The following is a 22,461-nucleotide window of genomic DNA, read 5'->3' as shown; positions in this document are numbered from 1 at the left end:
TTCTGGTCACAATGTACCGGGTGTTTAAAGGGCCATCGATGCCGGATCGCGTTATTGCTCTCGACGTTATCGGCATTCAGTTGATTAGCCTAACAGCTCTCTTCTGCATTATTTTGAATACGACAGCGTTCATCGAAGTTATGCTGCTGCTTGCAATCCTGGCCTTCATCGGCACGGTAGCCTTCGCCAAATATATCGAAAAGGGTGTTGTCATTGAGCATGACCGAGATCGTTGACTGGATTGTAGCACTGCTCGCCCTTTTTGGAGCGGCCTTCAGCATCATAAGCGCTGTCGGTCTGACTCGCCTGCCGGATATCTTCACACGCTCTCACGCTGCTACAAAGGCGGCTACTTTAGGAGTGCTTTGCGTTGTTCTTGGTGCCTTTTTGTTTTTCATGGTACACACACAAACCTTCAGTCTCCGCTTCGTGCTGACCCTTGTATTTGTATTTGTGACGGCACCTGTGGGTGGCCACTTGATCGCAAGAGCAGCGTATAATTCCGGCGTTCCGCTGGCGGAGGGGAGCTCGCAGGATGCTCTCAGCCGCTCCAGGGAAAAGAACCGATCCTACCACGAAGAAAAAACCGATAATGACCATTAAGAAAAAACTGGACCTTTTATCTGGTCCAGTTTTTTTGATATTCAATCTTTTTCTCATAAATACTGGAATTCTTATCAAACCCTTGTTATGATAGGGTTTAAGAAAAAAACCAGAATAATGGAAGTATTTTTAAAATATATTTGCATTTTTTCTGGCTTTTCTTCTTAGAAACCTACAAAAATAAATGGAAGGGTTGACATACCAGGCTTTTCATGAGTTAATTTGGTATGAAAGACTCTAAATTTATGGAATGAAAGGGAGTATTTTCATGAACAAGACGGATTTAATCAACGCAGTTTCAGACCAGGCTGAGCTTTCGAAAAAAGACGCTTCCAAAGCTGTAGACGCTGTATTCGACAGCATCACAGAAACTTTGAAAAAAGGCGACAAAATCCAGTTAGTTGGATTTGGAAGCTTTGAAGTACGCGAGCGTGCCGCTCGTAAAGGACGTAATCCACAAACGGGTGCAGAAATTAAGATTCCTTCCACGAAAAACCCTGCATTTCGTCCAGGCAAGCAGCTGAAAGACGCCGTAAACTAACATAAATATTTAAAAACAGCCTTTCTGGTTTAGAAGGGCTGTTTTTTCTTGGAGTTCTTTAGTGTTTCTTCCAATGCGAATAAGGGAACAATTATATATCATTCTTTGAAGGAGCTTGTGTATGGATATAACGATTACCCGTCCCGCGGTTAAATGGATGAAGGAAGAACTCAATATTGAGAGCGGCGATACTGTAAGATTTTACGTTCGTTATGGCGGTTCTCCCCAGCTCTATCCCGGCTTTTCTATGGGTATCGCTCTTGATGAACCGGAGAAACCGGCAGTATCGACAGAGGAAGAAGGCCTCACTTTTTTTGTAGAGGATGCAGACAGCTGGTATTTGCGCGCGCATAACCTGCATGTCAGTTTCAGCCGAAAACACGATACGATTGTATTTGAATACAATGAAAGCGGTGACGCAGAGTAATTTCTACTCTGCGTTTTTTTATCCTTACCTGCCACCAAAGGCCCTGGTCATAAAAAAAGGGCTGCAGGCATAAATGCCCGCAGCTTCAAAGGGAGAGAGAGTGATGCCTAAAGGAGAGCCTGTTATTCACGGCTTACAGGAAATGATTTGCTCCAAAATGAAAAGCCATAACGGCTGATCCATTTCGATTGTTCCTGCGAAAGGTAACAATGTAAATGTTGGAACGAAGCATCTGCCTCCTGTTATTTATTAGTGTACATAGTTACTGCAGGGTTTTCATTATGTATGTCAGATGTTCTTCCACTCTTTTTTCCCGAAGCTTTCCTTCCGCGGTTTGATTGTTTTTTGCGAAACGTTTTACTATACTAAAAAAGCACCCTACATACGTGAAACCTTTCCATAACGAACAGGCTCACAGGTATACTACGAGGAGGACATTACCTTGTCTATGAAAAGACCTTTAACTGCAGCAGATTTAGAACGTATTCACGTTGTTGATGACGCCCGCCTTTCTTCAGACGGCGAGCGGTATGCGTTTGTACAAAAGTCTATTCAGAGTGATGCGGGCAGCTACTATTCAAATATATACACGCAGTACTTAACAGACGACGTTCCTGTTCAGTGGACGTTTGGATCTTATACAAATTTTTCGCCGCGGTGGTCCCCGGACGGCTCCAGCCTTGCTTTTGTGTCTGACCGCTCCGGCCTTAACCAAATTTGGATGATGAGTACTTCAGGAGGAGAACCAAAGCAGATTACTTTTGTTAAACACGGCGCCTCCAATCCAGTATGGTCGCCGGACAGCCAAAAACTGCTGTTTGAAACGGAACAGGCCGCCGAAGAAGACATCTTCACCACGGAGGTGGACTCTTCGGCCAAGCCTTCTTCTGCTGTAAAAATCGACCGTCTCCGCTATAAATCAGACAGCCGGGGCTTTCACCATGGCAGACGCGCCCACATTGGTTTGTTCCGATTCGACCGGGAAGACACTACCCTGCTTACAAACGGCAGCTACGATCACCACTCTCCTGACTGGTCTCCTGACAGTCAGTTTATCGTGTTTACAGCAAACAGAAACAGCGATGAAGACATTTCTCCAGTACAGGACCTGTATACACTCAATATTGAGACAAAAGAAATTTCCAGGCTGACGGATTCTTCCGGTACGTTTACTAATGCCAGCTGGTCACCGGACGGCTCCTGGATAGCATGCACTGGTCACGAATTGGAATATAAAAGCGCTACGATTAATCAAATCTGGCTGGTCAATCCATTAACAAAAGAACGAAAAGGAATGACGTTAAAGTGGGACGTCCAAATAGGTGACTACATGATCGGCGATATCAGAACCGGCCATACCTCTGATAAGCCAGTATGGTCGAGCGATCAGGAGCATATTTACTTTTTGGCAAGTGAGAACGGAAAAGTTGGTTTGTATCAAATGGATATGCATAATGAAATCACCGCTGTTCATGATGAGGACAACCACGTCTTTTCGTTCTCCTTTCATCCTAAAAACGAGCAGTTTGTGCTCGGCATCAGTGATCCCTCCAACCCTGGTGATTTTTACAGCCGGCGACTTGAGGATAAACGCCGTGTCCGCCTCACAGACGTAAACGCCAGCTTTTTGAAGGAGATAGATCTTTCCCTCCCCGAAACTCTTTCCGTCCGTACAGGCGATCATTGGGATGTACACGGGTGGATTATGTATCCTGTTGATTACGAAGAAGGACAGACCTTCCCGCTGATTCTGGAAATCCACGGAGGACCTCACGCTATGTACGGTCACACGTTCTTTCACGAATTTCAGCTGCTTGCCGCGGAGGGCTACGGTGTCCTGTTCAGCAATCCACGGGGAAGCCACGGCTATGGCCAGGCTTTCGCCGACGCCTGCCGCCGGGACTATGGCGGGAAGGATTTCGGGGATCTGCTCGCGATTCTGGACTATGCAGTCGACAGCTATGAGTTCGTCGACCGTAATCGGCTGGGTGTGACCGGTGGAAGCTATGGCGGCTTTATGACAAACTGGATGATCAGCCATACCGACCGCTTTAAAGCAGCCGTTACCCAGCGTTCCATTTCAAACTGGCTCAGCTTTTACGGGGTGAGTGATATCGGCTTTTTCTTTACAGACTGGGAGATCGGCGTACCGCTCCACCAGGATCCGGAAAAGCTTTGGCACCATTCTCCTCTCCGCTACGTCAAAGATATCCATACGCCTTTGCTGATCATGCACAGCGAAAACGATTACCGCTGTCCGATTGAACAGGCGGAACAATTGTTTATTAACATGAAATATTTAAACAAAACGGTCTCCTTTCTCCGTTTTCCAGGAGCCAATCATGAACTGAGCCGCTCCGGCCCTCCCGCTCTGAGGATTGAACGGCTGGTTCATATGATCGACTGGTTTAACCATTATATCGAAAAATAATATTCCAGTTTTTGGCGCCGTGCAGCATAAAATGATCCCGCTTCAGTAGAAGCGGGATTTCATTTACGCGCCGGCCAGCGTCATCCATCTTTGTCTTCACTGCCGGAGCGCTTCTTAGTATGGTGTTTTTTTCTGTTTTCTTCTTCTTCGTATTTCATATCTGCCAACGGAATTGGATCTTCACTGCTCGTTGGCGGCTCTTCATTTCCCGGCTTTTTATCCGGTTCCTGCTTTTTTTCTTTTTTTACTTTATTTTTAAGACGTTCTGATTCTGACATCTTGATCCCTCCTGTAATATAGTACCTGTAAATATATATACCACATTCGAAAGAAGAAAAAACAATGATACCCCAGAAGGAGGATACTATGGACAATGCCCGCTATTGGAAAAATAGAATTCGCACCCGTTCTGCCGCTATAATGGGCGAAGAGCATATGCGAAAAGCAGCGGTAGTAGTACCCCTGCTTTCATTGCACGATGAATATCATTTAATGTTTGAGCGCAGAGCATGGTCGCTGCAGTCCCAGCCGGGAGAAATATGTTTTCCGGGCGGAAAAATCGATGCCTCTGATCCTACTCCTCTTGCTGCAGGACTTCGGGAATTCGAAGAAGAAACCGGCATCCCCTCTCAAGCGATGGATGTATGGGGAGCTTTGGACGTTGTTGTCCAGCCGTTTCAGCGCATAGTCTATCCTTATATTGGAGAAGTTGACTATGCTGGTGATTTTTCCCCTAATACGTCGGAGGTGGATGAACTGTTCACCGTGCCGCTTGATTTCTTTTTAAAGAACGAACCCGAAAAGCATAATGTATACATGGGCATGCGTTTTTCAGACACGTTTCCTACTTCATTAATACCAAATGAAGAAACGTACCGGACAAACACTACAACGCTGCCCCAGTTTGTGTATCATTATCAGGATATTGTTATTTGGGGGCTGACGGCTCAAATTATCCGCCACACCGTATCTCTTCTTCGTTAACCACTTTTCCGATGGATTTATGCCTGGGCCAAAAGAGCAATAACCATATCAGCTGACTGCTTCGAAGCATGCTTTAAAAATTCATCGTAGGACTGCTTTGCTTCTTTGCCTGCAATATCGCTGAGCGAACGGATAACTACAAATGGGCAGGAAAACCGATAGCATACCTGGGCAATTGCCCCTGCTTCCATTTCCGCACACTGAGGTTCGTCAAAGTGAGCTTTTAAGGCGTCCACCTGCTCCGTCTTACTCATAAACGAATCTCCGGACAAAATCAGCCCCGTCCGCGTATTCAAGTCCACCTGCAAAGCGGCGGCTTCTGCTTTCTCTATCCATTCACGGCTTGCAGGATAAGCTGCCGGCATATTTGGCACCTGCCCGAATTCATATCCGAACACTGTCGCATCCACGTCGTTATAACGCACCTCTGTGGATATCACCACATCGCCAACAGAAAGGTCCGGGTTGAATCCTCCGGCTGAGCCTGTGTTAATTACAGCTTCGGGCTTGTACAGCCCGATTAAAAGCGAGGTGGCGATAGCTGCATTCACTTTTCCAATACCCGACTGCAAAAGAATTACCTCATGGCCGTTTAAGCGCCCAAAAGAAAAAAAGCAGCCGCCGGTTTCTTTTTCTTCTATATCTTCCATTAAGCTTTTTAAATATTCAACTTCTTCTTCCATTGCTCCAATAATGCCTAAACGCATTGGCGGACCCACCTTTATCATTTACAATTATAATTACTGGTAAAACTACCCTGTACATTATAACGCAAAGGAGAATACATATGTCCTTAAACCTGCAAACAATCCGGGACAAGGTCGAATTTTTTGAATCGTCGTCCCTTGAACAGCTGGAAGCAGATATTCAAAAAAAGATCGAACAAAACGAAGCTCTGATGCTCGGGGTTCATCACGTGCAGCACCATGTGCATACCCGTTCAGAGAACGGGCGTTCAATTTACACCGCTGTCGTTCATTTCCGCGCTGTCCCCACCCCTTAATTTCATCAGAATAATATAAAGAAAAACCGGCCTCCCCAAGGAAAGCCGGTTTTTCTTTAGTTGTACGGGTTACTGTCAAGACGCTCTACGCTTGTTGGTTTCCAGCCTTCGCCGTCCACCCATTCCATGCGTACTTCGTATGGGTTTTCACTGCTGGCGTCCTCACTGATAACCGCTCTTGCCGTATCCTGCGATCCTCCGTTTTCGAGTCTCCAGAGCACTGTGCTGTTACCTTCTGTCGATCTAAGCCCAGTGGCTGCTTCTACAGCGTTCTCCATTTCTTCCCAGTTCTGACCGCCTTGCGTAAAGTCAGCCTGAAAGCTTTCCTGTTCAGTGCCCACCGGTTCGTATTCTCCGTCTTCCTGAGTCGTTTCCGTATCAGCACTGTCACTGCCTTCCGAGTCGGAAGTACTGCTGTTCTCTTCTTCTGACGAGTCTTCACTGGTCGTGCTTTCCTCAGAGGAGTCATTTTCGGCTTCATCGTTTGAAAAAGCAGCCGGATCTTCTTCTGTAGAAGAATCGGACTCAGAGGAAGAATCAGATTCAGAGGTTTCTTCTGCTTCTTCTGAAGTTTCTTCTTCTGTACCTTCTTCATCTGCATTGTTTTCCGGGGTTTCTTCTGTAGAAGAAGTGTCCGGGTTGTCCTCCGGTCCGCTTTCATTCTGCTCTTCTTCGGTATTAGTTGAATCTGCCATCTCTTCCCCGTTATCTTCAGCCTGTTCATTATTATTGTTAAAAAACAATAACAGAATCCCAAAGAACAGAATGAGGACTGCTACAATACCAATAGCAGCATTTAAAACATTATTCATCCGCTTTTTTCTTTTCTTTTGAAAGCGCGAGCCGGAGTCGTCGTTATAATTGTTGTTCGACATCTTATGAGTCACCTGCCCCTATCATATGTATTGCTTTTGTAGTACAAAAACACGCCCTGCAGAGAGAACGTAACATGTCTTATCATAAAGGAAATATTTTCGGAAAACGAGGGAATATAGACCTATGATTTACATCCTCAAAGCAGGGCGCTGTGCTTAAATTTTCATTGCTGCCGAACGGCTTTTAGGCGATTTCAATAATCTCGACTTCAATGTCCCCGCCCGGTGTCGAAACCGTCACCTGTTCACCAATCTGGCGTCCGAGCAGACTTTGGGCCATTGGGGAATCGTTGGAAATTTTTCCTTCCAGCGGATCAGATTCTGCACTTCCAACAATCGTATAGCTTTCTTCATCGCCGTTTGGCAGTTCTTTAAACCGTACTGATTTTCCGAGCGACACTACGGAGTTATTACCTGTGTCTTCTTCAATGATAGCAGCATTTTTGAGCATCTGCTCAATCTGGCTTACGCGTCCTTCTACAAAGGCCTGCTCATCTTTGGCAGCATCATACTCCGAGTTTTCGGACAAATCGCCAAAGCTTCTTGCAATTTTTATGCGCTCTACGACTTCCTGGCGCCGCTCCGTTTTTAAATATTCCAGTTCCTCTTCAAGCTTCTTTCTGCCTTCTTCTGTCATAAAATGCTGTTTTTCTTCTGGCATATTTTCACTCCTCTATTCAGTATAAAAATGTATCATATTTCGGCTTATTTTTATAGTATTTTACGTTATACTACCGGCTGCTTCCGGAAGCAGAACACTTACTGCCACGCCGTCACCGACAGAGAAAATATTGGTGTGAAAGTCTTTTCTTTCCACCAGCCAGCGGTTGTACGCCCGAATTTTTTGCACCATCGGCTGTAATCGTTCAGGTATATCTGCTTTCGGGTCAGCGACCAAACCGCGGAATAAAACGTTATCACTAATAATAAGCCCTCCTGGAGCCAGCAGCTGCTCGCACAATTGAAAATACCGCTGGTACTGGCCTTTGGAAGCGTCTATAAATACCGCATCAAACGTCGTTTTTTCTGAAAATTCTTCCTGCAGGTTTAAAGCATCACCAAGAACAAACGTAGTCTGCTCCTGCCAGGGGCTTTTAGCCCGGTAATAAGCTGCACGCCTGTAGCGTTCTTCGTCTTTTTCCACCGATACTATGGACGTTTCGGGAAGGGCAGCTGCCATTCGCAAAGCAGAATAACCAATCGCCGTGCCAATCTCGAGAACCGATGCCGGTCTTTTTAACTGAAGAAGTTCGATCATAAACTGCAGGGCCTCTTCATCCATAACCGGCACACGGTCGCGTTCCGCTTCTTCAATCATTTCTTCAAACCACGTCGGCGGCCCGATACCCAACTCTTTCCGGTACTCATAAAAGTGGTTGTTTATGTCCGGCATTTTTTCGCCCGCTTTCTTAGCTATTGATTCTCCCATTCGCTTTCATACTTTCTCTGGGTGCGTGTATGCTGCTCGTACGTTTCATTGTAAATAACTTCTCCGTTCGGGCGGGCATAAAAATATAACGCCTCCGTATTTTCAGGATTCAAAGCTGCCTCGATCGACTGTATACCCGGGCTTGCAATTGGCCCAGGCGGCAGGCCCCGGTTTCGGTAGGTATTGTACGGCGAAGTCACCTGCAAGTCATTGAAGGAAGTACGAAGCCTGTGTTCACCGAGCGCATATGCCACCGTAGGATCCATCTCAAGACGCATATTTTTCCCAAGCCGGTTTTCGATCACTCCGGCAATCGGAGCCCGGTCCTCTGCCCGTCCCGCCTCCCGTTCTATAATAGAAGCAATGGTCCATATTTCACGGGCAGTCCATGGGCTGTTAGTGATTTGATTCGAAAATTCTACCATAGTTTCGTTTGTTCGTTCAATCATATCCTTCACTACTGCTTCGGTACCCGGGGAGTCACCATAATATTCATACGTCTGTGGGGATAAATAACCTTCCAGTGTGTAGCGCACGCCATTTTCATTATTTGACTCCCTGATAAATGAATAAGATTCACTTAGGGAACGAATGAACGCCTCATCGGTGACGGTTTCCATAAACTTTTCTTCTGAAAAATCAGCATTCTTCGCACTGATTCGTGCTATCTGCTCCAGAGACCGGCCTTCCGGAATAGTGATGGAAACTACCGGTTCCTGTGCCTGCTGCCCGGCTTCAAGTGTACGGGCAATTTCTACGGCACTCATCGAAGCAGATAGCCGGTATGTACCGGCTTTCAGGCTGTCCGGCCGTAAGTAACTGTAGTATTGAAACACAACAGAGTTTCTGATCAGCTGCTGCTTTTCCAAATACTCAGCCGCAGCTTCCGTGGAGGCGCCCTGTTCAATAACGACGGTTTGTTTTTCCCCGTCATTTTCCGCTGCCGGAAAAAGCATGTACAGCACATATATGAGAGCCGAAGCGGCACTCATCAAAAATATTGCCCCCAGGAAATAAAGTGCCGCCTTTCCTTTTTTCTTTTTAGAAGTGCGGCGCCCGGCATATGAATATATGAGCGTTTTCATGAATGGATGTTCTCCTCTTAACTGCCTCACTTAGCTGCAGGGCAGATATAATGATAAAGAAAAACACCGGAAGAAGATCCGGTGTGCTTCCTTTACGGTTAGAACAGGTTCTACTCCATCTCGTTAGCACTGTAAGTGTTCACCATTTCTTCGACCATTTCCCATTCTTCGTCAGATTCGATTGGGAAAAGGTTTATATCCGACTCGTCCCCTTCGCCTTCTTCCTCATAGCGGAAAGCAAAAACCTCTACTTCGTCATTGTCAGCTTCACTTGATGGAACCACTACAATGTAGGACTGCTCACTCTCATCTGCGTCGAATGTAAACAGGATGTCAAATAAATGTTCATTGCCATCCTCATCGGGTATGACAATTCTTTCTTTTTCTTCTTCTTCAGCCATTTTATTTCACCTCTTTGCTATAAGTTTGATTGATGGTCCAAATAACTCTGCAAAATCATCACAGCTGCCATTTTATCTACGACTTTTTTGCGCTTTTTTCTGCTGACATCTGCTTGTAACAGTGTGCGTTCTGCCGCCTTCGTTGTCAATCGCTCATCATACAAGGCTACAGGCAGTGAGGAAAATTCTTCAAGATTCTCTGCGAATGCCTGACATTCCTTCCCCCTGCCCCCAATCGTTCCGTCCATATTTTTAGGAAGGCCGACTACAAGCTGCTCGATTTCATTTTCTTTAACCAGCTCAAGAATACGCGGAAAAGCTTCGTCCGGCTCTGTCGTTTTTAAATGAATCGTTTCTACACCCTGGGCTGTCCAGCCCAGCGCGTCGGAGATGGCAATCCCGATTCTTTTCTTTCCGACATCGATACCAAGCGCTCTTTTCACGAGGATGATTGGTGATCCTTCAAATAGTGTCGAATTAATTCTTCAATTAATTCATCCCGCTCGAGCTGGCGGATGATCGTTCTTGCTTCTTTATGACGGGGGATATAGGCCGGATCGCCTGAAAGCAAATATCCCACGATTTGGTTGATTGGATTATACCCTTTTTCCTCAAGCGCTTCATACACGCTGAGCAGAACTTCTTCGGCCTTCGGGTCGGAAGAATCTTCTTCTCGGTTAAAACGTACGGTCCGGTCGTTCGTATCCAATTCCTCCACCTCCTCGGATGACTTTTCACGAAAGATCATTTCATAAAAAGCAGAAGGGAGGAGAAGCTCCCTTCCTATACTGTGGTAATTAATACGATTACTGTATAGACGATTATATTGTACATGAGATAGGGGTGTTTAGGAAAGGGTTAAGATAAAGTTCTTCGCTTCTTCTAACGCTTCCCCAAGCTTCTCAGGCTGTTTCCCTCCTGCCTGAGCCATATCCGGGCGGCCGCCTCCGCCGCCTCCGCATACTTCCGCTGCTTTTTTCACAATATCTCCTGCTTTGTACCGTTCAGTAAGATCTTTCGTTACTCCGGCAATAAGCTGTACTTTTTCCCCTTCCGACGTTCCAAGCACGACAATACCGCTTCCAAGCTTCTGTTTGAGTTCATCCACCGTCTGCCGCAGTGTATCTTTATCTGCTCCTGGAAGTTCTTTGGCAATCACCGGAATACCGTTTATTTCTTCTGCCGCGTCTGCAAGATCCCCGGCCTCAAGATTACTCAGCTTCTGCGACAGCGATTCATTTTCCTTTTGAAGGCTTCTAATCTGCTCCTGCAAAGCTTCTGCACGCTGCGGAATATCTTCGATGGCACGGGCCCGGATGATGCTGCCTGTTTCTTCAAGCAGCTGCATTCTGCTTTCAAAGTATTCATACGCATACTGGCCGGTAACAGCTTCGATGCGGCGGGTACCGGCGCCAATTCCGGATTCTCCTGTAATCTTGAACACCCCGACTTCGGAGGTGCTGCCGACATGGCAGCCGCCGCACAGTTCAACGCTGTAGTCGCCGATCTGTACTACGCGAACTCTTTCCCCGTATTTTTCACCAAATAATGCAGTGGCCCCCATCTGCTTCGCTTCATTGATTCCTTTTTCTTCAATCAGCACCGACACGTTGGACCACACTTTTTCGTTTACAAGGTGCTCGATCCGCTTTATTTCCTCCTCGGTGACCTGTCCGAAATGGGAAAAGTCAAAACGGAGGCGGTTATCTGTCACAATCGACCCTGCCTGATTGACATGCTCACCCAGCACATCTTTAAGAGCCTGATGCAGCAGGTGGGTCGCCGTATGGTTTTTAATAATACTTCTTCTCGTATTTTCTTCGATGGACGCTCTTACATGCATTCCCTTGCGAAGCGAGCCTTTTTCAATTCGTGCCGTATGAAGATGCTGGCCGTTCGGAGCTTTCTGGACATCTTCCACTACCGCTTCCATTCCTGCGGCTTCATTTACGATCGTGCCGCGGTCTGCCACCTGGCCGCCGCTTTCCGCATAAAACGGGGTTTTTTCCAGGATAAACTGCACCTGTTCTCCGGCGCCGACCGTATCCACGAGTTCTTTATTGTGAATCAGCGTCTGAACGCTTGTTTCCACGTCAAAATGCTCGTAGCCGACAAATGTGCTCTCTGTGTCGATATCTGTCAGAAGTGACTCCTGAGTCTGCATCGAACCGCTGTCTTTTCTCGCCGCACGGGCCCGGCTCCGCTGGGCCTCCATTTCCACTTCGAATTCTTCATTGTCTACCGCGAATCCTTCGTCTACTACGTATTCTGCCGTTAAATCAGGCGGGAAGCCGTACGTATCATACAGGCGGAAAACATCTTTACCGGAAATCACTGTTTCACCTTTATTACGGGCTTTTTCTGTTACCTGCCTCAGCATTTTCAGCCCGTCGGTCAGCGTTTCATGAAAACGTTCTTCTTCGGTTTTTACCACACGTTCAATAAAGGACTGCTTTTCGCGGACTTCTGGATAATAGTCTTCCATAATTTCGCCCACGACACCTATCAGTCTGTGCATGAACGGCTCCTCCTGACCGAGCCAGCCGGCATAGCGTACCGCACGGCGGAGCAGACGGCGCAGAATGTATCCGCGTCCTTCATTGGACGGGAGGGCCCCATCCCCGATGGAGAAACTGACAGTCCGGACGTGATCGGCAATCAGACGAAAAGCAATGTCCTGCTCTTCATTTTCCCCGTACGTTCTTCCGGATACTTCTTCTACCTTTCGGATTATCGGCCGGAAAAGATCGGTGTCAAAATTGGTCGGCACGTCCTGAACGAGGGTGACTAGCCGTTCAAGCCCCATGCCAGTATCAATGTTTTTCTTTGGAAGAGGGGTGTACGTATCATCAGCGTTATGATTAAACTGGGAAAATACGAGATTCCATACCTCTAAATAACGCTCATTTTCTCCTCCCGGATACATCTCAGGATCCCGGGGATCATCTCCCCAGCTGTCTCCACGGTCATAAAAGATTTCCGTATTTGGCCCGCTCGGTCCCTGGCCGATATCCCAAAAGTTTTCTTCGAGACGGATAACCCGTTCTTCTGGAAGGCCGATAATTTCTCTCCAGTACTGGTATGCTTCGTCATCCTCCGGATGAACGGTAACCGACAGCCTATTTTCATCAAAGCCTATCCAGCGCTCTGACGTTAAAAATTCCCATGCCCATTCGATAGCTTCTTTTTTAAAATAGTCGCCAATCGAGAAATTTCCGAGCATTTCAAAAAATGTGTGATGGCGCGTCGTTCTTCCAACGTTTTCAATATCGTTGGTCCGGATGGACTTTTGCGCATTCGCAAGTCTCGGATTTTCAGGAATCACCCGTCCATCAAAGTATTTTTTCATCGTAGCTACCCCGCTGTTGATCCATAAAAGCGTCGGATCCTCATGCGGAACGAGCGAGGCGCTCGGCTCAATTGTATGTCCTTTTTCCTCAAAAAAGTTTAAAAAGCGCCGCCGGACTTCAGTAGATGTTAATGCTGGCATTATTGATCAGCCTCCCGTGAGTTTTCATTTCGTTTAAATCTCAATAAAAAAACCCGCCCCTGAAAACAGGGACGAGTGTACTCGCGTTACCACCCTGGTTGCCGCATAAAAAAACACGGCCAACTCAGCATCCGTAACGTGGATGATCCGGCAGGGTTTGCCTGCACTCCGGAGCAGCGTTCGGGCGGGTTGTTCTCCGGCAGTTTCAGCCGCTGCTGCCGGTCTCTGTGAGAATATATCCACCGTACTCGTTCCATCACTGTTTTTGTTATTCTGTTTCAGTTATATAGGAAACCGTATTTTCTGTCAAGCCTGCTCCTCCGGATCTTCCTCCCGGTTCTTCAGGCGTTCCCGAAGATGCGAATAGCGTTCATTTTTTGACTCCTGCTTTACGGCATACATAAATGCTTCTTTTTCCCCGCAGAGAATTAAATAGTCCTTTGCCCGTGTGATCGCTGTGTACAATAAATTACGGCGCAGCATCCGCCGGTAGGACATCAGCATCGGTACGACTACGATGGGAAATTCACTTCCCTGCGCCTTGTGAATAGAAGTGCAGTAGGCAAGAGTGATTTGTTTAAGATCCTGGCGTGTGTAGCTGACTTCCTTTTCGTCAAAGGAAAACACAATCTGCATTTCTTTATCAACAGTTTCTTTTGCTTCAAAGACCGTTTCGAGTACACCTTTGTCCCCGTTATATATACCTTCCTCGCCGTTGTTTACAAGCTGAAGAACGATATCATCCTTCTGGTAAACAGCGTCTCCGAAGGTTACACTTCGTTTTTGAGGCGTCCGGGGGTTAAACATTTCCTGCAGCCGTTCATTCAAGGCGTGAATTCCTGCCTCTCCCCGGTACATCGGGGCAAGCACCTGAATATCCATCGGATCGTAGCCCTTGCGAATGGCACCGGCACACGTTTTCTCCACCACATCGGCAACCTGAGTTTTCGTGCATGGGAAAAACCGCCGGTCTTCAAACGGCTGTTCAAAATCGTCCGGCAGCCCGCCCTCCTTCATTGCATGGGCCAGCTCTACAATCGAGGACTGATTCGTCTGCCTGTACACAACCGACAAGCTTACAGTCGGTATAGTACCGGCTTCAAGCAAATCTCCAAGCACCTGGCCCGGCCCTACCGAAGGAAGCTGATCCTCATCCCCAACGAACACGACCTTCATTCCTTTCGGGACCGCACGGATCAGCTGATTGGCCAGCCACATGTCCACCATCGATACTTCATCGACAATCAGCAGCTCCCCTTCGAGAGGCTCATATTCATCCTTTTCAAACAGCTCGTTTTCTCCTTCCCCGCTAAACCCGAGCAGTTTATGAATTGTCACTGCACGCAGGCCGGTGGACTCCTTCATCCGCTTCGCCGCCCGGCCGGTCGGGGCAGCAAGCAGTACAGGGAAGGGCTTCTTGCCTGAATATTCGGAAGGGTCCAGAGAAACATCATAGAGCGAGGCGTACACTTCCACAATAGCCCGGATGATCGTGGTCTTTCCGGTCCCCGGTCCGCCTGTAAGCAGCATTACCGGCTCTTCCATAGCCGTCTGGATTGCTTCCTTCTGCTGTTCGGCATACTCAATATCAAACTTTTCTTCTACTTCTCCGAGAGCCTGCAGCAGGTCCGCCTGGGAATATTCTTTTTCTTCCGCTTCTTCCTGCAGTTTATGCACCCTGCCAGCAAACCCTTTTTCCGCAAAATATAAAGAGGCGATATAAACACGATCATCGTCAATACGCACCCGTTCTTCATTTACAAGCTCCTGCAGGACGAGCTTCAGCTCCTGCTGATCAATAGTAACGGCAGGGTCGGCAAGCAGCTGCTCTGCGCTGTCAAGAAGCTGCTGCTTCGGGATATACACATGGCCGTCCTGCATCGTCCGTTCATACAGTTCAAACAGCACTCCCGCCTTCAGACGGCTTGGGTCATTTTTTTGGATGCCGGTGTTTTCTCCGAGCCGGTCCGCTTTTGTAAAGCCGACCCCTTCCACATCCCAGACGAGCTGGTAGGGATCATGCTGAATAATATCAAGGGTCCGTTCGCGGTACTGATTGTATATTTTCACGCCAAGATCCGTACCGAATCCGTATCGTACAAGAAGCGTCATCGCATGCTCCATGCCCTGATTTTCGAGCATGGCGGTGCGGATTTGTCTGCGTTTCTCTTCATTCAGTCCGGGAATTTTTTCGAGGGCTTCCGGGCGCTCGAGAACCTCATCAATTACTTTGGCCCCAAAGCGGTCGACCAATTTTTCCGCTGTCTTTGGCCCGATGTACGGGAAGCGGTCACTCGATAAATAGTCGATTAACGCTGAGCGTTCGGTCGGTATTTCCTTTTGATAAGAGATGACCTGATACTGGGTGCCAAACCGCGGATGCTGTTTAATCTCGCCGTTAAAACGATACCGTTCATTTGCCTCCACCGTTGGAAGAATGCCGACGATGGTCGTTGTACTTTCTTCAAAGGCAGGTATCGATTCTTTAATTTTCACTTTCGCTACTGTGTAGCCATTTTCTTCATTCCGAAATATAACGTGCTGCACCGTTCCGAGGACGTAGGGCTCGAGCAGTTCCTGTTCATCGTGTCCGTTCTCCATAGCACAACCTCACTTTTCGCTTAGCAGCTGTTGAACCTGCTGTCTGCCGTTCTCTGCCAATGCGTGTTCAGGCTCTGCTTCAAGTGCTTTCTCGAAGAAGCTGAGAGCTTCCTCCGCCCGTTCATTAAACAGAGCAGCCACTCCCAGATTATAGTGGGCATCGGCATGATCCGGATCCTGCTCCACCACTTTTTTAAATTCTGCTTCCGCCTGATCAACTTCCTCCTGCTGGGCAAGCGACAGGGCGTAATAATATCTGGCTTCGGCATCCGATTCGTCGAGCTCCACCGAGCGCTTGAAATTAGCAATCGCATACGGAAGACGGTCGGACTGCAGGTAGCTCAGTCCGAGCATGAAAAACAGACTAGAGTCTTCAAGTCCCTGCTGCTGGGCTCCTTTGTACATCGTAATGGCCTCAGCGTACTCTTCCCGGTTATATAATACATTCCCAGCCCCGTAGTAGGCTGTGGCTGCTGTTTCATCAATCTGCAGTGCTTTCGTGAAAAAACGGATGGCTTTATCATCTTCACCGGCTTCTGCAAGCAGATTACCGAAGTTTATGTACGCGACAGGGTCATTCGGTTCCGATTCCATCTGCTCATTCAAAAGCCTTGCTGCTTCTTCAAAATCCCCGTTTTGCAAATGCTCCATTGCCTGCTGATTTTTATCCATACTATCATCCTTTTCATGTCTTGTTTCTGTATTATTTCACGATCCCGGGTGATTGAAAAGCCTTACCGGCAAACAGCAGGAACCAAGAAAAAGGAAAACGTTACGTTGCAACGCTTTCCTTCATCATCGCTTCTTCTATTGTTGCACCTCCAAGACACACATCCCCGTCATAAAAGACTACAGCCTGTCCCGGAGTCACTGCGCGCTGCGGTTCATCAAACTCTACGAGCAGTTCTCCATTTGTTTTTTGATGGACGGTAACGCCCTGGTCTTTCTGGCGGTACCGGAATTTCGCAGTGCAGGAAAATGGAAAGGCTTCCGGCTCATGAATCCAGTTAGGCTCAGAGGCAGTCAGCTGCTCGGAATACAATCGCTTATGATTGCCGCCCTGTCCGACAATCAGAACGTTACGTTCCATGTCTTTATCCACGACAAACCATGGTTCCCCGGAGCCGCCGATACCAAGCCCCTGGCGCTGGCCGAGCGTGTAGTACATCAGCCCGTCGTGGCGGCCCTTCACTTCTCCTTCAGGGCTCTCCATGTCGCCCGGCTGGGCTGGAAGATACTCCTGCAGGAAATCCTTGAAATTCCGCTCTCCAATGAAGCAGATCCCGGTGCTGTCTTTCTTTCCAGCCGTTTCAAGGTCCCGCTCTTCCGCCATTTTCCGGACTTCGGATTTGTCATACTCTCCGAGTGGAAACAGCACACGGCTCAGCTGCTCTTCGCTTAACTGATTCAAAAAATACGTCTGGTCCTTGTTGCTGTCCACGCCGCGCAGAAGATACGTTCCGCTCCCGGTATGGTCCACGCGTGCATAGTGCCCGGTCGCGACGTAGTCTGCCCCGAGATTAAACGCGTGGTCGATAAACGCACGGAACTTAATTTCTTTGTTGCACATCACGTCAGGATTCGGGGTACGGCCGGCTTTGTATTCTTCCAGAAAGTACGTAAAGACCCGGTCCCAGTATTCTTTTTCAAAATTCACAGCGTAATAGGGGATGTCTAATTGGTTGCATACCGCAATTACGTCTTCATAGTCTTCCGTTGCCGTACACATTCCCGACTCATCTGTATCATCCCAGTTTTTCATGAAAATACCTATCACTTCATAGCCCTGCTCTTTTAATAGAGCGGCCGTAACGGAGGAGTCCACTCCCCCGGACATTCCTACCACAATCCGTGTCTCTTCATTGGTCATTTCAAAGCCTCCTTTTCCTTCATTTTCCGGCTTATTTTCGCAGCTGCCTGCGCCGTGGTTTTCATATCTGCCACGGTGTTTCCGTACCCAAAGCTGAACCGGACGGATTCATAGATACGTGCGTCTTTGCCGTACATTGCTTCAAGGACGTGAGACGGTTCTACAGTCCCGGCAGTGCATGCCGAACCGCTTGAAACGGCTACGCCTTCCATATCCATCTGCACAAGAAATGATTCGAGCTGAATTCCTGGGAAATACACATTTAAAATATGCGGACTTTTTTCTGCATGCCCGCCGTTAATTTGATAAAAGACCCCGCTGCGGTCAAGCTCAGCTAAAAATGCCGCACTGAGCGATTCCAGCTCCTGCCGGCGTTTCTCCAGACTGTTCATCTGCAGCTCAGCGGCTTTGGCAAAGCCTTCGACGGCGGCTACGTTTTCCGTGCCTGCCCGGCGTTTTCTTTCCTGTTCCCCGCCCGTCAATTCCGGACGAATTTTGGTGCCCTGACGAACGAATAAACCTCCTGCTCCTGCAGGACCGTTAATTTTATGAGCCGTCATGGTTGCCATCGTTACCGGTGTTTCTTTTACGTCAAACGGCAGCTGTCCATAGGCCTGCACCATATCAGTATGGAAGGCAACACCTTTTTCCGAAAGCTTTTCAGCAGCTTCATGGACAGGCTGGACCACTCCTGTTTCATTGTTCACATACATTAATGAAACCAGTACCGTCTTCTCAGTCACTGCTGCCATAATTTTTTCCACCGAAACGATGCCCTGCTCGTCGGGGTGTACGTATGTGACCTGAAATCCTTCTTTCTCAAGCGCCTGAGCCGTATGCAATACAGCATGGTGCTCAATGGCACTTGTCACCAGGTGGTTTCCTTTTTCCTGGTTGGCATGCATAAAACCGCGGAGCGCCAGGTTGTTACTTTCTGTGCCTCCGCTCGTCCATACAATCTCTTTCGGACTTGCATTTATAGATGACGCTACCGTACGGCGGGCCCCGTCGAGTCTTTTCCTGGCCCCGCGGCCGTACTCGTGGACACTCGAAGGGTTTCCTGCCGGCTTTTTCATAGAATCGATCATAGCTTCAGCCACTTCTGGATGAAGCGGCGTAGTGGCCGCATGATCTGCATATATAGCGGGCATATTTCTTCTCCTCCTAATGGAGTTATTTCATATAATCGGAATAACATTATTTTTTACATTAACAAATAGGAGTTTTTTTGTCTATTTCCTTGCCTGCGCTTTCGTTTCCCGTGTAATATGTATTTTGTTTCCTATTATTTTATGAAAGTGCGGGATGTGTGAGTGAAAAATGTTTGGATGCTCCGGCCTTTACCTAACGGCACCAACCAGCTGCATAATTTTTTAGAGTATGATTTTATCGCTATTGGATATTCCATCGGAAAATCCCTGAATGGCCTCAGCTATGAAAAAATCAAAAAGGAACTGGCCCGCTTTGATATGGATGAGGGAGCCACGAATGTGTACAATTTTATTTCCCAGATGAAACTGGACGACCTCGTGATTGTGCCGGACGACAACAACCGTGACGTATATTTCTGCACGGTCACCTCGCAGTACATTTATGTCCCAAACGTTGATAACCAGAAAAAGGGCCTCGGCTATCCCCATCAGAAGACCGTCAGCTGGTTTTTCAACAAAGAGCCGCTTAACCGCAATGATTTCAGTAAAGAGCTGCAGGCCTCCCTCCGCTCGCCAAAAACCATCACAGACTTAACCCACCACCTCGATGTGCTGAATGAAATCATTTTTGATGTAGCGTTTATCAGCGGCGGTGTGCTGAAGGGCAAAGCGATTGAAACGGTCAGGGAGATGCTTGAAGAGCATCAAACGGTCGATACCCGGCTACGGGCGGCCGAGCTTGCGCTTAAATACGATCTTTAATTAGAAATGTTTGCTTTTTTATATGCAGCCGCGCTTACCAATTAAACAGCAGCTTCAATATTTCTGTTACGACAGTATAGATGAATGCTGCCCATAAAAAGGTCGGCAGATGAGCGGATTCTTCTGTCGGCATTTCTTTTTTCAGCACATTAAATATCATCGCGCCTGCAATGACCGCAAACGTAATAGCCAGTACAATTTCCGGCAGCGTAAACACAATGGCAAATATCCAGCCAAATAAAATACCTCCTGCCAGATAATACCTTCCCCGCTTATACCTGCCCGCATCTTCCCGGTGCAGATCATGCGAGATAGCCATAAAATGAAGCCCAATTGCCACCCCGTAAAAAACTGTCTGCAGTCCCTGAACGTCGGATCCGAACACTGTGTAGGCGACCATACTATTATACAGGGCAAAAAAGGCAATTTGAATCCAGAAAAACTGCCCCTCCCCTCTGCTCGTAGAATGATAGGCCCGCACCGCAATATTGTGAATAACAAAGTAAATGATAAGTCCCACCAGGCTGAGCAGATAAAATTCCGACTCAAACGTCAAACCCCGAAAAGAACTTTCACCATATTTGCTTTGTTCATCATGCAGATACGGAAGTATGTACACAAAAATAAACGCGACGGCCACCCCTCCGGAAAATGACAGCCAGCTGAAACGACCGATCTTTTCGGATGATATTAATTTATCTGCGAATAGCTGGATAAGTAAAAAGATTACAACAACGATAATATTTTCTACGGCCACGGCCATTCCCCCTGAAAAATTTATCATAAAAAAATCTCCATGCCGGATGCGGCGTGGAGATTTCGCATGTATACTTTTCATACCTTCAAGAGTTAGATATAAAACATATAATTTTCCTGTTCTTCGTCGCCCTGATACTCCGCCAGATAATCAAGCGTAGTACTATCGAGGACATCCTTCACAGCATCCCGGATTTTCAGCCATAGGTCCCGTTTAGCCGGCTCTTCGTCATCGAGGACCTCGACCGGGCTGATTGGGCCTTCAAGGACACGGATAATATCGCCCGCCGTTATGTCAGCCGGTTCTTTAGAAAGCATATAGCCACCGTAGGCCCCCCTCACACTTTTCACGAGGCTGGCGTTTCGAAGCGGAGCAATCAGCTGCTCCAAATAATGCTCGGAAAGATTATGATCCCGTGCGATGGATTTCAGGGATGTAGGGCCGCTCCCATGCTTTCTCGCAAGCGCCATCATAATCGTCAGTCCGTATCTGCCTTTAGTTGAAATTTTCAATGCCGTCATCCCTTCCTGTCAGGCCTGTGAGTACCTGTTACATCTTCAATGATTCTGCTGATTGGTTAGTTGCTTTGTCATTTAGCTGCCCAGCTTCTAATGCTGATAAAAACAGTTGGAATTAATGTTAGTATATCATACCTGCGGTGTGCTGTTCATCCTCCTATAAGAGAAAACATGATACAATTTCAACGTGAACTGTTTACGAAAGGAGAAACTACATGTCATCCAAACAGCCTCTTGCCTACCGGATGCGTCCTGTCTCTATCGAAGAAGTTTCCGGCCAGGAGCATATTCTCGGGGAAGGCAAAATGATTGCGCGTATGGTGGAAACAAAGAAACTTTCCTCCATGATTTTATACGGCCCGCCGGGCACAGGAAAAACATCGATCGCCTCTGCCATCGCAGGAAGTACAGATATTGCCTATAAAAAAATGAACGCCGTTATGAACAATAAAAAGGATATGGAACTCGCCGTGCAGGAAGCCAAAATGTCAGACCAGCTGATTGTCATTATGGACGAAGTGCACCGGCTCGATAAAACGAAACAGGACTTTCTGCTTCCCTACCTTGAGAGCGGATTGATTATCATGATTGGAGCTACTACTGCCAATCCCTACCACGCTATTAACCCGGCAATACGCAGCCGCACACATATATTTGAGGTGCTGCCGCTTTCCATACCAGAAATGAAGCAGCTGATCGAACGCAGTCTCCGTGATCCAAAGAATGGGATGGGCGCGTACCAGACAGAAATAACCACGGAGGCACACACGCATCTGGCCGAAGCGGGCGGCGGCGATGTGCGTGCTGCGCTTAACGCGCTTGAGCTTGCCGTGCTCAGCACGAAGCCGGACGATGACGGAATCATCCGCATTACTCAAAGGGTGGCGGAGGAATGCATTCAACAGAAGCGTTTCACTCACGATAAAGACGGCGACCACCATTACGATGTGCTTTCCGCCTTCCAAAAATCCATTCGGGGCAGTGACCCTGACGCCGCGCTTCATTACCTCGCCCGTTTAATTGAAGCCGGGGACTTAATCAGCATCGGCCGACGGCTTATCGTCACTGCCTATGAGGACATCGGGCTGGCAAACCCCCAGGCGGGTCCGAGGGCCCTTGCTGCTGTTGAAGCTGCCGAGCGGCTGGGCTTCCCGGAAGGAAGAATACCGCTTGCGGATGCCGTCATAGAGCTCTGCCTTTCCCCTAAATCAAACAGCGCTTATAAAGCGCTTGATGCAGCGCGGGAGGCGATGCTGAAAGCAGGCACGCCAGGTATTCCCTCCCATCTCCGGGACTCCCATTACAAAGGGGCCGGTGCTCTTGGCCGCGGCAGCGAGTACGAGTACCCGCATAATGACGAGCGGGGATGGGTGCCGCAGCAGTACCTGCCAGACAAGCTTAAAAACGAGCAGTATTACGAACCGAAAAACAACAGCAAATTTGAAAAAGCCCTGGCGGACGTGTACTACCAGATCAAACCAGCAAAGAAGAAAACATAAGCGGCCTGCTGTGCCGCCTGTCGAATCGGGGTTT

At 47.9% G+C, this 22,461-nt stretch carries 25 protein-coding genes and 1 other annotated feature; of the genes, 9 read left to right on the top strand and 16 right to left on the bottom strand.

Going from position 1 to position 22,461, the window contains the following annotated elements; translation table 11 throughout:
* Positions 1 to 11 precede the first annotated feature (11 nt).
* The 5 genes from ACTRXI_RS07065 (at position 12) to ACTRXI_RS07045 (ending at position 4,002) form a co-directional block, all read left to right on the top strand.
* Complete coding sequence (locus tag ACTRXI_RS07065; RefSeq protein ID WP_474261874.1) at positions 12 to 236, top strand: Na(+)/H(+) antiporter subunit F1; 225 nt, start codon at positions 12 to 14, stop codon at positions 234 to 236.
* Positions 220 to 603, top strand: coding sequence for a monovalent cation/H(+) antiporter subunit G (gene mnhG, locus ACTRXI_RS07060; RefSeq protein ID WP_474261751.1), 384 nt, complete (start codon positions 220 to 222; stop codon positions 601 to 603). The genes ACTRXI_RS07065 and mnhG overlap by 17 nt, the downstream gene beginning before the upstream one ends.
* A 268-nt stretch (positions 604 to 871) precedes the next feature.
* Positions 872 to 1,144 carry an HU family DNA-binding protein gene (locus tag ACTRXI_RS07055; RefSeq protein ID WP_022793829.1) on the top strand — a complete coding sequence of 91 codons (273 nt, stop codon included), beginning with the start codon at positions 872 to 874 and terminating at the stop codon, positions 1,142 to 1,144.
* Positions 1,145 to 1,265: 121 nt separating this feature from the next.
* On the top strand, positions 1,266 to 1,571 hold the full coding sequence (locus ACTRXI_RS07050) for a HesB/YadR/YfhF family protein (RefSeq protein WP_474261750.1): 306 nt from the start codon (positions 1,266 to 1,268) through the stop codon (positions 1,569 to 1,571).
* 448 nt (positions 1,572 to 2,019) lie between these two features.
* Entirely contained in the window at positions 2,020 to 4,002 is a 1,983-nt protein-coding gene (locus ACTRXI_RS07045) for a S9 family peptidase (protein ID WP_474261873.1), read from the top strand.
* 80 nt (positions 4,003 to 4,082) lie between these two features.
* On the opposite strand, the gene ACTRXI_RS07040 is transcribed toward ACTRXI_RS07045, so the two are convergent.
* Positions 4,083 to 4,280 carry a hypothetical protein gene (locus ACTRXI_RS07040; RefSeq protein ID WP_462869288.1) on the bottom strand — a complete coding sequence of 66 codons (198 nt, stop codon included), beginning with the start codon at positions 4,278 to 4,280 and terminating at the stop codon, positions 4,083 to 4,085.
* Positions 4,281 to 4,344: 64 nt separating this feature from the next.
* On the opposite strand from ACTRXI_RS07040, the gene ACTRXI_RS07035 reads away from it, so the two are divergent.
* Positions 4,345 to 4,986 carry an NUDIX hydrolase gene (locus tag ACTRXI_RS07035; RefSeq protein ID WP_474261749.1) on the top strand — a complete coding sequence of 214 codons (642 nt, stop codon included), beginning with the start codon at positions 4,345 to 4,347 and terminating at the stop codon, positions 4,984 to 4,986.
* 17 nt (positions 4,987 to 5,003) lie between these two features.
* Here ACTRXI_RS07035 and mtnN read toward each other — a convergent pair whose 3' ends face one another.
* Entirely contained in the window at positions 5,004 to 5,693 is a 690-nt protein-coding gene (mtnN, locus tag ACTRXI_RS07030; protein WP_474261748.1) for a 5'-methylthioadenosine/S-adenosylhomocysteine nucleosidase, read from the bottom strand.
* Positions 5,694 to 5,773: 80 nt separating this feature from the next.
* On the opposite strand from mtnN, the gene ACTRXI_RS07025 reads away from it, so the two are divergent.
* Entirely contained in the window at positions 5,774 to 5,989 is a 216-nt protein-coding gene (locus ACTRXI_RS07025; RefSeq protein ID WP_322525725.1) for a DUF2536 family protein, read from the top strand.
* 56 nt (positions 5,990 to 6,045) lie between these two features.
* Here the strand turns inward: ACTRXI_RS07025 and ACTRXI_RS07020 are convergent, their stop codons facing one another.
* From ACTRXI_RS07020 to ACTRXI_RS06965, 12 genes are all read right to left on the bottom strand, one after another.
* Positions 6,046 to 6,864: a YrrS family protein gene (locus tag ACTRXI_RS07020; RefSeq protein ID WP_474261747.1), complete on the bottom strand. Its 819-nt coding sequence runs from the start codon at positions 6,862 to 6,864 to the stop codon at positions 6,046 to 6,048.
* Positions 6,865 to 7,048: 184 nt separating this feature from the next.
* Positions 7,049 to 7,525 carry a transcription elongation factor GreA gene (gene greA, locus ACTRXI_RS07015; RefSeq protein WP_474261746.1) on the bottom strand — a complete coding sequence of 159 codons (477 nt, stop codon included), beginning with the start codon at positions 7,523 to 7,525 and terminating at the stop codon, positions 7,049 to 7,051.
* A gap of 60 nt (positions 7,526 to 7,585) precedes the next feature.
* Entirely contained in the window at positions 7,586 to 8,257 is a 672-nt protein-coding gene (locus ACTRXI_RS07010; RefSeq protein WP_474261745.1) for an O-methyltransferase, read from the bottom strand.
* A 20-nt stretch (positions 8,258 to 8,277) separates the two neighbouring features.
* Positions 8,278 to 9,378 carry an endolytic transglycosylase MltG gene (gene mltG, locus ACTRXI_RS07005; RefSeq protein ID WP_474261744.1) on the bottom strand — a complete coding sequence of 367 codons (1,101 nt, stop codon included), beginning with the start codon at positions 9,376 to 9,378 and terminating at the stop codon, positions 8,278 to 8,280.
* Positions 9,379 to 9,488: 110 nt separating this feature from the next.
* On the bottom strand, positions 9,489 to 9,779 hold the full coding sequence (locus tag ACTRXI_RS07000; RefSeq protein WP_091611995.1) for a DUF1292 domain-containing protein: 291 nt from the start codon (positions 9,777 to 9,779) through the stop codon (positions 9,489 to 9,491).
* 17 nt (positions 9,780 to 9,796) lie between these two features.
* Positions 9,797 to 10,222 carry a Holliday junction resolvase RuvX gene (gene ruvX / locus ACTRXI_RS06995; RefSeq protein WP_474261743.1) on the bottom strand — a complete coding sequence of 142 codons (426 nt, stop codon included), beginning with the start codon at positions 10,220 to 10,222 and terminating at the stop codon, positions 9,797 to 9,799.
* On the bottom strand, positions 10,219 to 10,488 hold the full coding sequence (locus ACTRXI_RS06990) for an IreB family regulatory phosphoprotein (RefSeq protein WP_322525937.1): 270 nt from the start codon (positions 10,486 to 10,488) through the stop codon (positions 10,219 to 10,221). Before ACTRXI_RS06990 ends, ruvX begins: the two co-directional genes overlap by 4 nt.
* Before the next feature lie 138 nt (positions 10,489 to 10,626).
* Positions 10,627 to 13,269: an alanine--tRNA ligase gene (alaS, locus tag ACTRXI_RS06985; RefSeq protein ID WP_474261741.1), complete on the bottom strand. Its 2,643-nt coding sequence runs from the start codon at positions 13,267 to 13,269 to the stop codon at positions 10,627 to 10,629.
* 64 nt (positions 13,270 to 13,333) lie between these two features.
* Positions 13,334 to 13,538 (bottom strand) — a binding site (T-box leader).
* A 37-nt stretch (positions 13,539 to 13,575) separates the two neighbouring features.
* Positions 13,576 to 15,870, bottom strand: a complete 2,295-nt coding sequence (gene recD2 / locus ACTRXI_RS06980) for an SF1B family DNA helicase RecD2 (protein ID WP_474261740.1) — start codon at positions 15,868 to 15,870, stop codon at positions 13,576 to 13,578.
* Between the two features lie 9 nt (positions 15,871 to 15,879).
* Complete coding sequence (locus ACTRXI_RS06975; protein WP_474261739.1) at positions 15,880 to 16,542, bottom strand: tetratricopeptide repeat protein; 663 nt, start codon at positions 16,540 to 16,542, stop codon at positions 15,880 to 15,882.
* A 100-nt stretch (positions 16,543 to 16,642) separates the two neighbouring features.
* Positions 16,643 to 17,740, bottom strand: coding sequence for a tRNA 2-thiouridine(34) synthase MnmA (gene mnmA / locus ACTRXI_RS06970; RefSeq protein ID WP_474261738.1), 1,098 nt, complete (start codon positions 17,738 to 17,740; stop codon positions 16,643 to 16,645).
* Entirely contained in the window at positions 17,737 to 18,891 is a 1,155-nt protein-coding gene (locus ACTRXI_RS06965) for a cysteine desulfurase family protein (RefSeq protein ID WP_474261737.1), read from the bottom strand. The genes mnmA and ACTRXI_RS06965 overlap by 4 nt, the downstream gene beginning before the upstream one ends.
* A gap of 162 nt (positions 18,892 to 19,053) precedes the next feature.
* Here ACTRXI_RS06965 and ACTRXI_RS06960 point away from each other — a divergent pair, with 162 nt between their 5' ends.
* Positions 19,054 to 19,653, top strand: coding sequence for a hypothetical protein (locus ACTRXI_RS06960; protein WP_474261736.1), 600 nt, complete (start codon positions 19,054 to 19,056; stop codon positions 19,651 to 19,653).
* Between the two features lie 34 nt (positions 19,654 to 19,687).
* Here ACTRXI_RS06960 and ACTRXI_RS06955 read toward each other — a convergent pair whose 3' ends face one another.
* Both ACTRXI_RS06955 and cymR read right to left on the bottom strand, forming a co-directional pair.
* Positions 19,688 to 20,410 (bottom strand): hypothetical protein, encoded by a 723-nt coding sequence (locus ACTRXI_RS06955; RefSeq protein WP_474261735.1) that lies wholly within the window; start codon positions 20,408 to 20,410, stop codon positions 19,688 to 19,690.
* A gap of 92 nt (positions 20,411 to 20,502) precedes the next feature.
* Complete coding sequence (cymR, locus tag ACTRXI_RS06950) at positions 20,503 to 20,922, bottom strand: cysteine metabolism transcriptional regulator CymR (RefSeq protein WP_027847299.1); 420 nt, start codon at positions 20,920 to 20,922, stop codon at positions 20,503 to 20,505.
* A gap of 221 nt (positions 20,923 to 21,143) precedes the next feature.
* Between cymR and ACTRXI_RS06945 the strand changes: the two genes are divergently transcribed.
* The gene (locus tag ACTRXI_RS06945; RefSeq protein WP_474261734.1) at positions 21,144 to 22,427 is read left to right on the top strand and encodes a replication-associated recombination protein A; all 1,284 of its coding nucleotides are present in this window, start codon (positions 21,144 to 21,146) and stop codon (positions 22,425 to 22,427) included.
* Positions 22,428 to 22,461 lie beyond the last annotated feature (34 nt).

Source organism: Marinococcus sp. LNHM4E3-1 (assembly GCF_056034405.1).
This window is presented reverse-complemented; position numbering and strand designations above follow the sequence as displayed.

Bases quoted from the DNA above. Each gene is read 5' to 3' on its own strand.
- ACTRXI_RS07065 (WP_474261874.1), top strand. From the start codon at position 12: ATGTACCGGGTGTTTAAAGGGCCATCGATGCCGGATCGCGTTATTGCT.
- mnhG (WP_474261751.1), top strand. From the start codon at position 220: ATGACCGAGATCGTTGACTGGATTGTAGCACTGCTCGCCCTTTTTGGA.
- ACTRXI_RS07055 (WP_022793829.1), top strand. From the start codon at position 872: ATGAACAAGACGGATTTAATCAACGCAGTTTCAGACCAGGCTGAGCTT.
- ACTRXI_RS07050 (WP_474261750.1), top strand. From the start codon at position 1,266: ATGGATATAACGATTACCCGTCCCGCGGTTAAATGGATGAAGGAAGAA.
- ACTRXI_RS07045 (WP_474261873.1), top strand. From the start codon at position 2,020: ATGAAAAGACCTTTAACTGCAGCAGATTTAGAACGTATTCACGTTGTT.
- ACTRXI_RS07040 (WP_462869288.1), bottom strand. From the start codon at position 4,280: ATGTCAGAATCAGAACGTCTTAAAAATAAAGTAAAAAAAGAAAAAAAG.
- ACTRXI_RS07035 (WP_474261749.1), top strand. From the start codon at position 4,345: ATGATACCCCAGAAGGAGGATACTATGGACAATGCCCGCTATTGGAAA.
- mtnN (WP_474261748.1), bottom strand. From the start codon at position 5,693: ATGCGTTTAGGCATTATTGGAGCAATGGAAGAAGAAGTTGAATATTTA.
- ACTRXI_RS07025 (WP_322525725.1), top strand. From the start codon at position 5,774: ATGTCCTTAAACCTGCAAACAATCCGGGACAAGGTCGAATTTTTTGAA.
- ACTRXI_RS07020 (WP_474261747.1), bottom strand. From the start codon at position 6,864: ATGTCGAACAACAATTATAACGACGACTCCGGCTCGCGCTTTCAAAAG.
- greA (WP_474261746.1), bottom strand. From the start codon at position 7,525: ATGCCAGAAGAAAAACAGCATTTTATGACAGAAGAAGGCAGAAAGAAG.
- ACTRXI_RS07010 (WP_474261745.1), bottom strand. From the start codon at position 8,257: ATGCCGGACATAAACAACCACTTTTATGAGTACCGGAAAGAGTTGGGT.
- mltG (WP_474261744.1), bottom strand. From the start codon at position 9,378: ATGAAAACGCTCATATATTCATATGCCGGGCGCCGCACTTCTAAAAAG.
- ACTRXI_RS07000 (WP_091611995.1), bottom strand. From the start codon at position 9,779: ATGGCTGAAGAAGAAGAAAAAGAAAGAATTGTCATACCCGATGAGGAT.
- alaS (WP_474261741.1), bottom strand. From the start codon at position 13,269: ATGCCAGCATTAACATCTACTGAAGTCCGGCGGCGCTTTTTAAACTTT.
- recD2 (WP_474261740.1), bottom strand. From the start codon at position 15,870: ATGGAGAACGGACACGATGAACAGGAACTGCTCGAGCCCTACGTCCTC.
- ACTRXI_RS06975 (WP_474261739.1), bottom strand. From the start codon at position 16,542: ATGGATAAAAATCAGCAGGCAATGGAGCATTTGCAAAACGGGGATTTT.
- mnmA (WP_474261738.1), bottom strand. From the start codon at position 17,740: ATGACCAATGAAGAGACACGGATTGTGGTAGGAATGTCCGGGGGAGTG.
- ACTRXI_RS06965 (WP_474261737.1), bottom strand. From the start codon at position 18,891: ATGCCCGCTATATATGCAGATCATGCGGCCACTACGCCGCTTCATCCA.
- ACTRXI_RS06945 (WP_474261734.1), top strand. From the start codon at position 21,144: ATGTCATCCAAACAGCCTCTTGCCTACCGGATGCGTCCTGTCTCTATC.